At 40.6% G+C, this 14,005-nt stretch carries 14 protein-coding genes; 11 read left to right on the top strand and 3 right to left on the bottom strand.

The features are described from left to right. Positions 1 to 135 precede the first annotated feature (135 nt). Both ORD22_RS02370 and ORD22_RS02365 read left to right on the top strand, forming a co-directional pair. The gene (locus ORD22_RS02370) at positions 136 to 429 is read left to right on the top strand and encodes a DUF1033 family protein (RefSeq protein ID WP_317644266.1); all 294 of its coding nucleotides are present in this window, start codon (positions 136 to 138) and stop codon (positions 427 to 429) included. 210 nt (positions 430 to 639) lie between these two features. Further along, entirely contained in the window at positions 640 to 840 is a 201-nt protein-coding gene (locus ORD22_RS02365) for a cold-shock protein (protein WP_085130730.1), read from the top strand. 52 nt (positions 841 to 892) lie between these two features. Here the strand turns inward: ORD22_RS02365 and ORD22_RS02360 are convergent, their stop codons facing one another. Further along, positions 893 to 1,603: a hypothetical protein gene (locus tag ORD22_RS02360; RefSeq protein ID WP_317644265.1), complete on the bottom strand. Its 711-nt coding sequence runs from the start codon at positions 1,601 to 1,603 to the stop codon at positions 893 to 895. A gap of 521 nt (positions 1,604 to 2,124) precedes the next feature. Continuing rightward, positions 2,125 to 3,723, bottom strand: coding sequence for an ABC-F family ATP-binding cassette domain-containing protein (locus ORD22_RS02355; RefSeq protein ID WP_317644264.1), 1,599 nt, complete (start codon positions 3,721 to 3,723; stop codon positions 2,125 to 2,127). A 148-nt stretch (positions 3,724 to 3,871) separates the two neighbouring features. Between ORD22_RS02355 and ORD22_RS02350 the strand changes: the two genes are divergently transcribed. The 3 genes from ORD22_RS02350 to ORD22_RS02340 all read left to right on the top strand — a co-directional run bounded on the left by ORD22_RS02350 (position 3,872) and on the right by ORD22_RS02340 (position 7,345). Then, a complete protein-coding gene (locus tag ORD22_RS02350) occupies positions 3,872 to 5,077 on the top strand; it encodes an MFS transporter (RefSeq protein WP_317644263.1) in 1,206 nt (401 codons plus the stop codon). 41 nt (positions 5,078 to 5,118) lie between these two features. After that, a complete protein-coding gene (locus ORD22_RS02345) occupies positions 5,119 to 6,075 on the top strand; it encodes an LCP family protein (RefSeq protein ID WP_317644262.1) in 957 nt (318 codons plus the stop codon). 64 nt (positions 6,076 to 6,139) lie between these two features. Continuing rightward, positions 6,140 to 7,345, top strand: coding sequence for an AI-2E family transporter (locus tag ORD22_RS02340; protein ID WP_317644413.1), 1,206 nt, complete (start codon positions 6,140 to 6,142; stop codon positions 7,343 to 7,345). A 1,147-nt stretch (positions 7,346 to 8,492) separates the two neighbouring features. On the opposite strand, the gene ORD22_RS02335 is transcribed toward ORD22_RS02340, so the two are convergent. Further along, positions 8,493 to 9,440 carry a substrate-binding domain-containing protein gene (locus tag ORD22_RS02335; RefSeq protein ID WP_317644261.1) on the bottom strand — a complete coding sequence of 316 codons (948 nt, stop codon included), beginning with the start codon at positions 9,438 to 9,440 and terminating at the stop codon, positions 8,493 to 8,495. Positions 9,441 to 9,600: 160 nt separating this feature from the next. Here ORD22_RS02335 and modA point away from each other — a divergent pair, with 160 nt between their 5' ends. The 6 genes from modA to ORD22_RS02305 all read left to right on the top strand — a co-directional run bounded on the left by modA (position 9,601) and on the right by ORD22_RS02305 (position 13,910). After that, positions 9,601 to 10,374 carry a molybdate ABC transporter substrate-binding protein gene (modA, locus tag ORD22_RS02330; protein ID WP_317644260.1) on the top strand — a complete coding sequence of 258 codons (774 nt, stop codon included), beginning with the start codon at positions 9,601 to 9,603 and terminating at the stop codon, positions 10,372 to 10,374. 25 nt (positions 10,375 to 10,399) lie between these two features. After that, positions 10,400 to 11,074, top strand: coding sequence for a molybdate ABC transporter permease subunit (modB, locus tag ORD22_RS02325; RefSeq protein WP_411567612.1), 675 nt, complete (start codon positions 10,400 to 10,402; stop codon positions 11,072 to 11,074). A gap of 19 nt (positions 11,075 to 11,093) precedes the next feature. Further along, positions 11,094 to 11,762 carry an ATP-binding cassette domain-containing protein gene (locus ORD22_RS02320; RefSeq protein ID WP_317644257.1) on the top strand — a complete coding sequence of 223 codons (669 nt, stop codon included), beginning with the start codon at positions 11,094 to 11,096 and terminating at the stop codon, positions 11,760 to 11,762. A 113-nt stretch (positions 11,763 to 11,875) separates the two neighbouring features. Then, the gene (locus tag ORD22_RS02315; protein WP_317644256.1) at positions 11,876 to 12,436 is read left to right on the top strand and encodes a hypothetical protein; all 561 of its coding nucleotides are present in this window, start codon (positions 11,876 to 11,878) and stop codon (positions 12,434 to 12,436) included. 24 nt (positions 12,437 to 12,460) lie between these two features. Next, positions 12,461 to 13,492, top strand: coding sequence for a type 2 isopentenyl-diphosphate Delta-isomerase (gene fni, locus ORD22_RS02310; RefSeq protein WP_317644255.1), 1,032 nt, complete (start codon positions 12,461 to 12,463; stop codon positions 13,490 to 13,492). Positions 13,493 to 13,535: 43 nt separating this feature from the next. Next, positions 13,536 to 13,910: an rRNA methyltransferase gene (locus ORD22_RS02305; RefSeq protein ID WP_317644254.1), complete on the top strand. Its 375-nt coding sequence runs from the start codon at positions 13,536 to 13,538 to the stop codon at positions 13,908 to 13,910. The last annotated feature ends 95 nt before the right edge of the window (positions 13,911 to 14,005 follow it).

The raw sequence follows: 14,005 nt of genomic DNA, 5'->3' as shown, positions 1-14,005 counted from the left end.
ATCATCTTAATTATAGCTGAAATTAGATGAAAACTCATATATTACGTTGCGTAAATCTAATTATTTTGATATATGGGTTTGTTTTGCTAAGATTAATAACATTATGCATAAAATGAAGTAAAGGAGTGCATACTAATGTATGAAGTGGTTTATATGAAAGCTGATTTTGAACCGTGGTGGATGTTCGAAGAATGGCGTGATTTTTCGGTTACTGCAAAAACGTTTACCGATCAACAAGCGATGCAAGAACATGTCGATCATCTAGTTAGCGAAATGCAACAGCAATTCGATTATTATGAAATGAGAAAAGGTTGTTTTCATACATTTTGGTCCGATTCAGAGAAGCATTACTGCGAAGGATGCGAAGGGGATTCGCAAATTTATCACGGGATTATCGTGTTATTCAATGATCAACCAAATGTATTGTAGGAACATTCTGTAATCTATTAATGTTTTTTATTGACAATTAAAATGAATATGTTATGATGTTGTTAAGTAAATTAATCGAACGACCGTATGCTATGGGATTCACCTATTACAAAAGTGATCGGCGACGTCGGTATCTTTTGTAATGCGTGAATTTTTTTATGCGAAAGTTCATGTGTTAACAAGTACTTATATATTTTTGGAGGTAATCGAATGAAACAAGGTACAGTAAAATGGTTTAACTCAGAAAAGGGCTTCGGTTTTATCGAAGTTGACGGAGAAGAAGACATCTTTGTACACTTCTCAGCTATTCAAGGCGACGGATTCAAATCTCTTGACGAAGGTCAACAGGTTGAATTTGAAGTAGTAGAAGGCAACCGTGGTTTACAAGCAGCTAACGTTGTTAAAATCTAATCCACTAATTAAAAGGCGTCCCTAGGGGCGCCTTTTTGAATGTGAAAAATTATTATGGTTGTGTAACTGTTTCGAGTAAGGATTGAACGACAAAATCTGCTTCATTTTCAACGGCCATAATCGCTTCGCGTTTCACTTCACCAAAGTCCTTCACTAAGTACATTCGATTAACGAAATCCTCCGATGCTTGCTCTACGACAAACGCATCTTCAAATTGCTGATACGGTGTAGTGACTGCCACATCTGTCTCAACAATCTCCCAGTCATCAAATGTCGTACCTACGGCAATCGGTCCTTTAAGGTAAATACGTATTGGTTCCATTGCGTCCAGTTCAGCCGGGGTAGGCACTTCAGAAGCTATTTCGATATGTTCTTCCTGAAGAACTTGAATTTCATCGCCAACTAGTTTATACACTTTTTGAATGAATGAACCTCCGTTGTTTTCATGGATCACAACATAGTCTTCAGCGGGACGTGCTACTGTAATATCGAGCTCAGCATATTCATTTCCTTCGCCTTTATAATGCGCACTCGACCCGTCAGGTAAAAAGTAATCGAGCAGGGAAACATCCGTCAGGTTTGCATCGTCTTGTTTTGTTTGATCGCCATCTGTCTGTCCTGATTGCTCATCCTTCGTTGTTCCATCGTTCGTTGATTTGCCATCGGACCCAGCGTTGCCATCAAGCGATGTAGCAGGTTTACTTGAGCATCCAGCCAGTACGAGCAGAAGCGCAGCCACAAGTAAAAACATCGTCCGTCTCATGTGAAAACCTCCTTTATTTTCTGTTATTCCCTTTTTACAGTTAACTATTCATTTGAAAAAAAATAAAAGAATGGGGAAGTGTAAGGAATACCGTTACGCTTCGTTCCAGGCGGACGCGTTCCGGAGGGCCCGCGGTGAGCCAAGCGAACAGCGAAGGGTTCGCTTTGCCTTAATTTCTGCGGTCTTTGCAGAAATTAAGGCAACTGTGCTCCTAACGCTTCGCTTTTACTCGCAAAAGCCGTACTTCGCAACGGCTTTCGCTCCTTTAGTTGTCTCTCCTGTCGGGCTGATCCTCCCGGAGTCGCCGCCTTGCACTTCGCTTCACTGGTGTGTTTTCCCGAAGTTAGCAAGAATACGTTTCAGCTTTATAAATAGCTTTTTCATTTGAAATTAATTGGATTGGAGCAAAAGCGTAGCGTTAGGAGCATATCTTTGCCTAACTCCCAGCCTGCCATCTGATATTGTATTATATACAGTAAAAAGCCGCTAATCCATAAAAGGGATAGCGGCTGGTGCTGTACTTATGCTTTTTGACCTTTCCATTCCAAATACTCGTCATACGACATCATCTTATCAAAGATTGTTCCATCGTCTTTGATTTCGATAATGCGGTTAGCGATTGTCTGGATGAACTGATGGTCATGTGATGTGAAGATCATAGCGCCCTTGAACGCGATTAATCCGTTATTCAATGCTTGGATTGATTCCAAGTCCAAGTGGTTCGTTGGTTCATCCAATAAGATCACGTTCGCGCTCGTAAGCATCATTTTCGATAGCATACAACGAACTTTCTCTCCACCTGATAAAACGCTCGGCTTTTTCTTTACTTCTTCGCCTGAGAACAACATACGACCTAAGAATCCACGTAAGAATGTTTCTGTTTCGTCCTCTGGAGAGTATTGACGCAACCAATCAACGAGTGTAGGTTCTGAACCTTCGAAGAACTTGGAGTTATCGATAGGGAAGTAGGCACGAGTGGTCGTGACGCCCCACTTGATTTCTCCGGAATCGGGCTCAGTTTCCCCAGCAAGAAGGTCAAGAAAAGCAGATTTAGCTAGTGGATTACCAAGCAATACGACTTTGTCTTCTTTACCAAGTGTAAATGTAGCATCTTTAATATGCGTTTTACCATCTATCGTTTTTGTTACGTCTTTTATCGTCAAGACATCATTACCGATTTCACGGCCCATTGTGAAGTTGACGAACGGGTACCGGCGAGAAGATGGCTTAATATCGTCTAACTCGATTTTTTCAAGTGTCTTTTTACGTGAAGTTGCTTGTTTTGATTTCGATGCGTTGGCACTGAAACGGGCGATAAAGGCTTGTAGTTCTTTCACCTTTTCTTCTTTTTTCTTGTTTTGCTCTTGAGATAATTTCAATGCAAGTTGGCTAGACTCATACCAGAAATCATAGTTACCTGCGTAAATTTGAATTTTACCGAAATCTAAATCCGCGATATGTGTACATACTTTGTTTAAGAAGTGACGGTCATGGGAAACGACGATCACCGTGTTATCAAAATTGATCAAGAATTCTTCGAGCCACTGGATTGCTTTTAAGTCCAAGTGGTTTGTTGGCTCATCCAGTAATAGAACGTCTGGCTTACCGAATAGTGCTTGTGCAAGCAATACTTTTACTTTGTCAGACCCTTCGAGTTCCGACATTTTTACATGGTGTAGGCTTTCAGGAACGCCTAGACCTTGTAGGAGTACAGAAGCTTCTGATTCTGATTCCCAGCCGTTCATTTCAGCGAATTCACCTTCGAGTTCAGCTGCGCGCATGCCGTCTTCATCGGAGAAATCTTCTTTCATGTAGATTGCATCTTTTTCTTTCATCACTTCATAGAGACGTTTATGTCCCATAATGACCGTTTCCATAACTTCAAACTCTTCATATTCGAAGTGGTTCTGCTTCAATACAGCTAGGCGCTCATCTTTACCTAAGATGACGTTACCTGTCTGTGGTTCTAGTTCACCTGAAACGATTTTAATGAATGTTGATTTTCCCGCACCATTTGCACCAATTAATCCATAGCAATTGCCTGGATTGAATTGTATATTGACGTCTTCAAACAGCTTGCGGTCGCCAAAGCGAAGACTTACATTACTAACTGCTAACATATACTAAATCCTCCTAAATTCACAATGCTCCTATTATACATGAAATATTAGTGAAATGAAACGTTTGGACTGGTACTGTTTTCATTTTCGGTTTACGATAAGGGGAGAGGTAGACGATTTTTTCAACAAGAACAAAGGAGCTTTTTTATTGCGACAGAAAACAACACATATTCTTTTATTAGTGGCGATATTTATGGTTTCACTTAATTTGCGGCCAGCGATTACTTCAATCGGTCCGATGCTCGATAGTATCCGGGATGATTTAGCATTATCGAACACGCAAGTAAGCTTACTAACCGTGATACCTGTAATCTGTATGGGTGTTTTCGCAATGCTCGCACCTGTCTTGAATCAGTCGATTGGATTGAACAAAACGATGTATTTGATGTTGCTAATCTTGGCTGTTGCAACGGGCATTCGCTTAATCACCCATTCATTTAGCGTATTATTGCTCTCAGCACTTGCGGTCGGAATTGCGATAGCGGTTATGGGTCCGTTATTGTCAGCTTTGATCAAACAATATTTTCCGATGCATGTCGCAATCGTCGTAGGGATTTATTCATTCGGTATGGGAATGGGTGCGACACTTAGTACAGGATTGACGGCAGTATTTTACGAAGCATCCGATTCATCGTATGCATTCGCGTTAGCTGTTTGGTCGGTACTCGCGATTCTCGGAATTATCGCTTGGCGTATATCTGCAAAAAATCCATTGGAAGTGAAGCAACAAAAGGAAAGTGGAGCAAAAATAGGAGTCAATCCGTGGCGAAACCGAAAAGCTTGGAGTTTTCTCGTGTTCTTCGGCTTACAGTCAGCACTTTTCTTCGCTGTTCTTACGTGGCTTGTGCCTATCGCGGTAACGAACGGTATGACGTTATTGCAAGGTGGGACTTTGCTAAGTATGATGACGGTTATTCAAATTTTTATGAATATCGGCTTTCCTATTGCCTTACAACGTTTCAACTCACGAACACCGGCATTGGTTTTCATTCTTATTCTCGGTATTTTATCGGTTGCTCTTATGTGGTCTTCGCACCCTTGGATATTTTCAGCAGGCGTTGTACTGATGGGCATTCCGTTAGGTGGATTGTTTCCGATTTGCTTATTAATGCCAATGGATGCGACCAATACTGCGGAAGAAACGAATGCGTGGACGGCAATGATGCAGACAGGCGGTTTCATTATCGGTGGAATATTGCCGCTATTCATCGCGATGTTGTATGATTACACAGCAAATCACCACGTCACATTATTCGTATTGCTTCTATTATTTTTGGCCATGCTAGTACTAGCGTTACGAATTGGGAAAACAGCCGCTACAGACGATGCACTAGACGCAACCTCTGACAGATAGAAACGTCTGTACTACAGGGATAATGGAGGGATGAAAGCATAATGGACGAACAACTAGACGAAAAAATACCGCATCGTAGAAAAAAGCGACGTAAACTCCGCGTCGGCAGGGTTTTTATCGTATTTCTATTGCTTTTCACAACAACGATATCAGCGTATAGTTATATACAATTTAAAAAAGGTAAAGCGATGACTGCAGGAAATATAATTGACCCTGGAGAATTTCAAGGCGATTTACTAGATCCAAAAAACCTGACAACAGAAAACTATTTATTGCTAGGGATTGACAATGACGGGTCAGGTAAATATCGGACAGATACGATGATGGTCCTTTCTTGGGATCAAGCAAAAGGAACTGCGCATCTCATTTCATTTATGCGGGATATTTACGCACAGATTCCTGGCTACCAATCGTATAAATTAAATACTGCTTACTATTTAGGCGGTGTGCAAACCGCGAAAGAAACGATTTCGGGCATGTTTAATATCCCGATTCATCATTACGCTGTCGTAGATTTTGATAATTTCGAGTCTATTATGGATATTGCCTTTCCAAAAGGCTTAGAAATGAATGTGCAGAAGGAAATGTCCGAAAAAATCGGTGTGACACTGACACCTGGCGTAAAACGATTAAACGGGAAGGAATTATTAGGCTATGCGAGGTTCCGTGCGGATAATGAAGGGGACTTCGGGCGAGTGAACCGACAGCAAGAAGTCATTCAAGCAGTGAAGGACGAGCTGTTTAGTGTGCGGACGATTATGCAAGCACCGAAAGTCGCAGGCGCACTTGACAACTTTGTTCAAACGGATTTAACATCTAAAGATGAACTAACAAAAGTTTTGACCATTCTTGCGAAACGAAAATTAGATCTTCAAACGTTACGTATTCCTGTAGAGGACAGCTATTCGTTTACTTCCTATCCACATGCAGGTTCGGTCATTGAAATCAATCTAGATAAAAACAGAGAAGCGATCCGTTCGTTTTTAGCAACGCAATAAAGGATCGTTAAAAGGGGGAAATGGGATTTTGAGACAACCACCTAGGAAAAGTTCGTTACGGGATATTTGGTCTGCCCGCCCGACTTCACCAATCGTCGGATTTCTTGGTGGTCAATCTACGTTATTCGTGTTGCTTTGTTTATTGTTTATTGGATTGATCATCTTAATTTTCACTCAAGTGTCATTTATTTTTTATCCGATTCGAGTATTTTTCTCGACAGTCGTTTTGCCAGTCGTGTTGGCGACGATTTTGTACTATTTAATGCGACCGATTCTACGTTATTTGGAAGTGCATCTTAAAATTCCACGCGTGTACGGGATTTTAATCCTCTTCTTAGCAACTGCCGGATTATTGACATTGCTCGTTTTCTTAGTCCTGCCGTTTCTACGAGAACAATCCATCAATTTATTCGATGAATTTCCTTCGTATTTTAAACAACTAATTTTGGATACGGATCACTTTTTCCGAAACTCCATATTCGCTCCGGTTTACGAAGGCTTCAACTTTAACGTCAACACGTTCTTAGATTCAGGTTTTAATAGTATCGGTAAGTTTTTCACGGAAACAATTGGTGGTATCGCATCAGGCGTAACATCATTCGTTTCTGCACTTACTGGAATCATCTTAAGTTTATTTACGGTACCCCTTATTTTGTTTTATTTGCTGAAGGATGGAGAGAAGCTTCCACAGATGATTTTACGTGTGTTGCCACCTCGTTTGCGCGATGATGCGTTAATTATTTTCCGTGATGCAGATAAACAAATTAGTGCGTATATCCAAGGACAAATTTTAGTCGCCATTGCGATCGGTATTATGGTGTCGATTGGATTCCTTATTATTAAAATGAAGTATGCGTTATTGCTTGGGGTTCTGGCAATGTTTACGAGTATTGTGCCGTATCTTGGACCCGTTATCGCGATTACGCCAGCCGTCATTATCGCCATCGTTACCTCACCGTTCATGCTCGTTAAGCTAGCTGTCGTTTGGACGATTGTACAAGTCATAGAAGGAAAGTTCATTTCGCCGCAAATCATGGGAAAATCGCTCCATATTCACCCGATTACAATCATTTTCGTGTTGCTGACTGCAGGTTCGTTGTTCGGCGTCGCGGGCGTGATTCTCGGAATTCCTGCGTATGCGTTATTGAAGGTCGTAGCGAGTCACGCGTTCTACTTGTTCACGTTGCGTTATAACCGCTATGAAACGGAAGAAGAAATGTATTATGATATAGTTGTGGATTATAAGGATACAGAAAAAACCGCTGAGTAACACATAGGCGGTTTTTTCTATGTCTTAAAGGGTGAGAGAGTGTAAGGATACCGTTACACTGCGCTTCACTAGTGCATTCACCTAAAGCTCGTAAGTGGAAGGTTTAGCTAATTACTAGTACTTTCATCTGTATTTTTTTATAGTAATTCATGATATTCCATTGTAAGTAGCCTCCATATATACGCGAATGGAGTAGTTGGGAACAGTATAAATCAATAGATTGGTAAATACATGGTTTTAAACATAGGTAATTTATATTCCTTTTTTTATGAATATATCAACAAAAAATTGCTAATCAGTTTAGAATTCTTGAAATTAGTAAGAGAAAGCCTTGTTATAGAGTAGGTGATCCGTTAAATAATAGTAGAAAACCTATCATTTTCACACCCGCCGCCCGCGCCCCAAAAACCTCGGAATTGTCTAAGTTTGAGCCGCGGCAGCGGAAATTTTCGACGAAAAAAACGTCTTTTTCACTCGTAGTCAAAAGTTTTTATAGGGTATGGATTTATTGAGGTTTCTACTATAGTGAATGAGTATACTGGATAGGCTTTTGATTTAATCTGTAGGTTTTGAATGAATATATTAAGAGGGAATTAAGAAGGTGCCTTATATTACAGCCGTATAAAACATCTAATTTTTCTGGATCAAAAAGTGTTAGCAACTGTTCAAGGCTATCAAAGTTTCTATTTGTGGACATAAAAAGGCTCCTTCAAAAATGACGATATAGATAAATACCATCATTTTTGAAGGAGCACACTTTATTCTTAAGTTGAAAGCTTTGGGCACAAGCCACGCCCTTGGGAATGTCTTTCGTGAGGTCTATTTGTCATACCTTAAACCGGCAAAACGTAATTAGCTTATCAGTTTCATTTCTTTTTAAACGCTATGTAGGATTGAAGCGGAAGACAGGCGACTCCTGTGGGAGATAGCGGGATAGGCAAGACCCCGCAGTGTCGCGTTTTTTGCGACCGAGGAGGCTTCCTCCCGCCCCACGGAAAGCGCCTGTCTGGAGCGGAAATCTTAGCTGGACCTTGTTAACTTACTATTTTTCTGCATTCTATTAAATTAAAATGCTTGACTACAGGTAAGAAAGCGTCCACCTCTGAAGCACATCTTTGCTATACATCCCGGAACACTATATAACTATCTACAGTGTTTCGTAACGAATCATTCCCGCATCTGTTAGATCATAGTCACCGATTGCGGAAATTTTCGCTTGGAAGTCTGGATCGTTTAACGTCTTGACGATAAACTCGCGTAACGCTTCATTGTCCTTTGTTTTCAACAACACCAAATCATACTGTTCATCGATTAATGGGACGAAATCGACGCCTAGTAGCCGCGCGGTTTTTTCAATCCCGACACCGACATCTGCTTGTCCGGAAGCGATACGTGCAGCGACAGCCATATGGTTTGGCTCTTCGTCATCGTATCCAACGATAGAAGGAGCTACGATATTCGCTAGACGTAAATGTTCATCTACTAAAACCCTTGCCCCTGAGCCTTTTTCCCGATTAATCAAACGAATACCTGGCTGCGCGAGGTCCGACCAGTTCTGTAACTGTTTCGGATTGCCTTTTTGCACATACAGACCCGCTTTTCTACTAAGCAAGTGAATCACTAAATAAGAGTGACCCGTTAGCAAGCGCTTAATATAAGGCAGATTATATTGGCCTGTTTCACCGTCAAAGAGATGGGTGCTAACGATGTCTGCTTCTCCTTGATACATCTTCACCAAGCTATTGAGGCTGCCTGCAAACGAGCGCAAAGGACGATAGCCAACACTTGCTTCTTCTATATATCCTGCTAGAATATCAAGACTTATATCTTGTCCGCTAATAATAATGGACGGTGAACGAGTGGGCTCTTGTGACTGTTCCGCGTCCACACGTTGGATTTGTGGAAGATCGCCACCACTTTTTAAACGCTCTTTATACGCTGTTAAATCCACCGCATCGACCCGCATTTGACGCCCCACACGGTAGGCTCGGATTTCACCTTTTTTAATAATATCGTAAACTGTCAACTTCGATACCTTCAATATCTGCGCAATTTCTTCCGTTGTATAGGAAATGTCATGTTCTAAATTACTCATTTCTTCATCTCCTTATGCTCATTACAACCATCTTCCATTATTTCAATGAAAAATGCAAAATTGACAAGTGTTCGGAAGCCTATTATGATAATCCTATATATAACTAGTTATAACTAGTTATGTTTAGATATATATAACTAAAGGAAGTAGGGGATTCGTAGTGAAACGTTTTTTACTTTCAGCACTAGTCGTTATTCTTTCATCTCTATTCATTGGATGCTCAGCTACGGATAAGCAACCGGTTGAAGATGTAGAATTATTGATCTCCGCCGCAGCCAGTTTGACGGATGCATTAGAAGAGTTAAAAGGTACTTTTGAGGAAGAGCATGAAGGGGTTCGGTTGACGTATAACTTCGGTAGTTCTGGTAAACTAGCAACAAACATTGAGAATGGTGCACCATCCGACGTTTTCCTATCCGCGAGTACAAAAGATATGAATGCGTTGGAAGAAAAAGGTTTGATCATCAATGAATCCAGAAAAGACTTCACATCAAACGCACTCGTATTAATTGCACCTAAAGATTCTAGTATTGAAATTGCTTCATTTGAAGACATCGACCGAGAAGCACTCGATCATATTGCGGTAGGTGAACCTGAATCTGTTCCGGTTGGACGTTATACGAAAGAAACGTTCGAAACCTTAGATTTATGGGAGCCATTGCAAGAAAAGCTTGTTCTAGGCTCGGATGTTCGTCAAGTACTCACGCATGTAGAAATGGGTAATGCAGATGTAGGTGTTGTCTATTCAAGTGATGCGTTCATTTCGGATGATGTCATCGTATTGGCTGAATCGAATCCAGAGTGGCATGAACCGATTGTTTATCCGGGCGCGGTCGTGAAAGATTCGAAGCATCGGGAAGCTGCACAGCAGTTTTTAGATTATGTAACGAGTGATGCGGGCATTGAAACGTTGCAGAAATTCGGATTCAAGTAAAAGAGGAGGAGAGGGCTTGCTAGAAATGGATTATTCACCTTTGATTTTATCGTTAAAAGTGGCTGCCATCTCCACTTTTTTTGTATTTATAGTAGGCGTGATGATTGCGTATTACTTAGCAAAGCGTGATTTCTTCGGTAAAAGCATACTCGAAGCCTTGTTTTTACTCCCACTTGTCTTGCCGCCGACTGTTGTTGGCTTTGGTTTACTCGTGTTATTCGGCAAAAAAGGCTGGATTGGTAGTTGGTTACTTGAATGGTTCGACTTCCAAATTGTTTTTACGTGGATCGGTGCAGTCATTGCTTCCATTGTCGTGTCATTTCCGTTAATGTACCAAAGTGCTGCAGCTGCTTTTGAAAGTTTGGATGAACGCCTGTCTAACGCCGCGCGAACGATGGGTGCTTCAGAATGGCGTGTGTTCTTTACGATTGTCTTTCCGCTTGCGTGGCCAGGTTTATTAGCCGGTTTAGTGCTGTCATTCGCTAGAGGGCTTGGAGAATTCGGCGCAACATTAATGCTTGCTGGTTACATCCCCGGAAAGACCGATACGATACCGATGGCGATTTATTTTGCGGTAGAATCAGGACAGATGGGAAAAGCGACATTTTGGGTGCTGATCATCATAATATTTGGATTTAGTTTGATCTTATGGGTGAACTGGTGGAGTAAGCGTAATATTCGACGATTCACACGAATTTAAAGGACTAGGAGGAAATGATATGCTACACGTCAACATACATAAACAACTCGCGCATTATGAGATGGCTATTCAATTTGAGATGGGAGCAGAAATCCTCGTACTAGTCGGCCCGTCTGGATCAGGAAAGACTACGATTTTAAATAGCATCGCTGGACTCGTGCATCCTGATAGCGGATTGATCGTTTCGAACAAGCATACGTTTTTTGATACAGATCAAAAGCCGATGCCTGCAAGAGATCGTCAAATCGGCTATTTATTTCAAGATTATGCGTTATTCCCACATATGACAGTTGAAAAGAACATTTTGTATGGGGTCAAGAAGAACAATCGAAAAGATAGCGAGGAAATGATTGCCCAGTTGCTGCACGTGCTTGGCATCGAGCATTTACTACATAAATATCCTCATCAAGTGTCTGGTGGCGAAAAGCAACGCGTCGGCTTGGCGAGAGCACTCGCTACATGCCCGTCTGTTTTATTATTGGATGAACCTTTATCGGCTTTGGATAAAGAAACACGTAAACAATGCCAGGATGAACTGTTGCGATTACATGAAATATGGAAAATCCCATTCATCGTCGTCACACATGATTTGGACGAAGCTGAACGTCTAGGCAACCGAATCATCTATTTAGATAAAGGACAAATTATAGATGAACAAAAGAAACGCCAATTGATGACCGTTTATTAAGAACAATAGATGACAAGCAAAGCTCACATTTCCATAGCAGAGCTTTTTTGTTTTGTGAAATGTCAATGGAACCGCTATACTTTATTGTAAGACACAAAACGAGGTGCGTATAGATGAAATTAACTGTTACTGAACTTAAAAAACAATTGAATACACTCGATAAAAAACAACTAATTCAGCTTTTCGCAGATCTACACAAAGTTGATGTGAAAGCACAACAATTTCTCTACATGAAATTTCAAGGAGAAGAAGCAGCCGAACAACTATTGCAAAAATCGAAAGAAAAATTGGCAAAAGCTTTTGGAATTAATTCACGTGGCAGCTATAACTTACATCTACCCACATTGAAAAATGAAATAAAAGAATTCGAAAAATTAAGCGGAAATCTAGAGAAAACAACGGATTTACAATTATATTTCGTAGAGTTAGGAACTGATTTTACAGTAACATATGGAGATATTGATGAACGTTTCTATACCGATATGGAGAAAATGTTCACTACTGTCGTTAATACATGCAATAAACATGAAGCCCTATATAAGGTATTTGCAGAAAGATTAAATGCAGTCATGAAAAATAGCGAAGGTGTTGGTTGGGGATATAATGATCATATAGAAGAAGTGTACTATACTTTAAATTTTTTAGATGAAGAATTTGAAGATGATGATGAATAAGTAAATCAAAATGGAGTTGAAAACGTGGGTCAGCAGCTGAATGAACGAAAAGCACAACATATTCAAATCGTTTTGGAGGAACATGTGACAGGCAACAGCATCACCACTGGCTTGGAAAACTATCAATTTATACATAACGCTTTACCAGAGTTGGCATTTGAAGACATCCAATTAGAACAGAACTTTTTCAACAAACGATGCGATACACCGTTTTTAGTGAGTTCGATGACAGGTGGTGCAGATTTCGCTGAAACGATTAATCGTAACTTAGCTATCGCTGCGGAACAACGCGGTTGGGCTCTGGCGCTCGGATCGACGCGTGCGCTAATCGAAAGTGAAGCATTCCGTCCATCATTTGCTCTTAGAAAATATGCACCTACCGTTCCAATCATTGCGAATCTCGGTGCTGTTCAGCTGAATTATGGATTTTCCGCAATAGAATGTCGTCAAATTATCGACTATACAGACGCAAATGCGCTTGTTTTGCACTTAAATATTCTTCAAGAAGTTATTCAACCTGAAGGCAATACGGATTTCAGCGGATTGCTCTCTAAAATCGAGAAATTATGCGCAGAATTACCGATTCCAGTCGGTATTAAAGAAGTTGGATGGGGAATTGATGCTTCTACTGCACAAAAACTGCTTAATATCGGTGTATCCTTTATCGATGTAGCTGGAGCGGGGGGAACGTCGTGGAGTCAAGTAGAAAAATACCGTACAAATCCGATTAAACAGCAAGCGGCAGCTGCATTTAGTGAGTGGGGAATTCCAACAACGGATTCTTTACGTGCTGTTAAACCGCAATTAACAGATCAATTATTAATCGCAAGTGGTGGATTAGAAACAGGTGTCGACGCTGCTAAATGTATCGCATTAGGTGCGGATTTTGTCGGTTTTGGTCGGGCGGTTTTAGAAGAAGCAACCGAGTCAGTCGAAGCCGTTTTACAAACAATGGAAGTTAAAGAATTGGAATTACGAATGGCGATGTTCGCGGTCGGAGCTAAAAATATTACAGATTTGCAACAAACGAAGCGATTGCAGAAACTAAACTCGTGAATGATTGAAATCACGAGTTTATTCATAATTAGGAGGAATTATAATGTGGAAATTAGTGAACGGTAAAATGATTCAAACGACAGATGAAACACGCGTAAAATTCAGAACGAATATTAGTCAGAAGATTTTAGAGAAATTAGATGAATTAGCGGATGAACATGATACGTATAGTAATTATTTATTGGAGAACGGATTAGTAAATGTATTAGCGAACGGAACGATTCATTATGATAAAGAATTACGACCAACCGATCGAATCCAGTTTAAAACGTCGTATGATAAAGAATTACTGGAATCCGTCAAAGAACTGGCAAAAGAACATAAGTTGTTTATGAATGACGTGATTGAATACAGTGTAGATCATATAGATTTCACGGATATAAAGACGAAGGCTCATAAAAACCGCTTAGAAAGCTAGCGCGAGAGGCCAATAAGGAGAATAGAAAATGTATAGATCGCAGAACGCCCCGAACATAATATAAATTATAGGAAGTTGCGTATCACTACAAAGTA

The sequence above is a fragment of the Sporosarcina sp. GW1-11 genome (assembly GCF_033088395.1).
Lineage (GTDB): Bacteria > Bacillota > Bacilli > Bacillales_A > Planococcaceae > Sporosarcina.
Note: the sequence above shows the minus strand (reverse complement) of the source record. Positions and strands in the feature narration are given on the sequence as shown.

Coding starts and splice junctions, on each gene's coding strand:
- ORD22_RS02370 (WP_317644266.1), top strand. CDS start 136: ATGTATGAAGTGGTTTATATGAAAGCTGATTTTGAACCGTGGTGGATG.
- ORD22_RS02365 (WP_085130730.1), top strand. CDS start 640: ATGAAACAAGGTACAGTAAAATGGTTTAACTCAGAAAAGGGCTTCGGT.
- ORD22_RS02360 (WP_317644265.1), bottom strand. CDS start 1,603: ATGAGACGGACGATGTTTTTACTTGTGGCTGCGCTTCTGCTCGTACTG.
- ORD22_RS02355 (WP_317644264.1), bottom strand. CDS start 3,723: ATGTTAGCAGTTAGTAATGTAAGTCTTCGCTTTGGCGACCGCAAGCTG.
- ORD22_RS02345 (WP_317644262.1), top strand. CDS start 5,119: ATGGACGAACAACTAGACGAAAAAATACCGCATCGTAGAAAAAAGCGA.
- ORD22_RS02335 (WP_317644261.1), bottom strand. CDS start 9,440: ATGAGTAATTTAGAACATGACATTTCCTATACAACGGAAGAAATTGCG.
- modB (WP_411567612.1), top strand. CDS start 10,400: ATGGATTATTCACCTTTGATTTTATCGTTAAAAGTGGCTGCCATCTCC.
- ORD22_RS02320 (WP_317644257.1), top strand. CDS start 11,094: ATGCTACACGTCAACATACATAAACAACTCGCGCATTATGAGATGGCT.
- ORD22_RS02315 (WP_317644256.1), top strand. CDS start 11,876: ATGAAATTAACTGTTACTGAACTTAAAAAACAATTGAATACACTCGAT.
- ORD22_RS02305 (WP_317644254.1), top strand. CDS start 13,536: ATGTGGAAATTAGTGAACGGTAAAATGATTCAAACGACAGATGAAACA.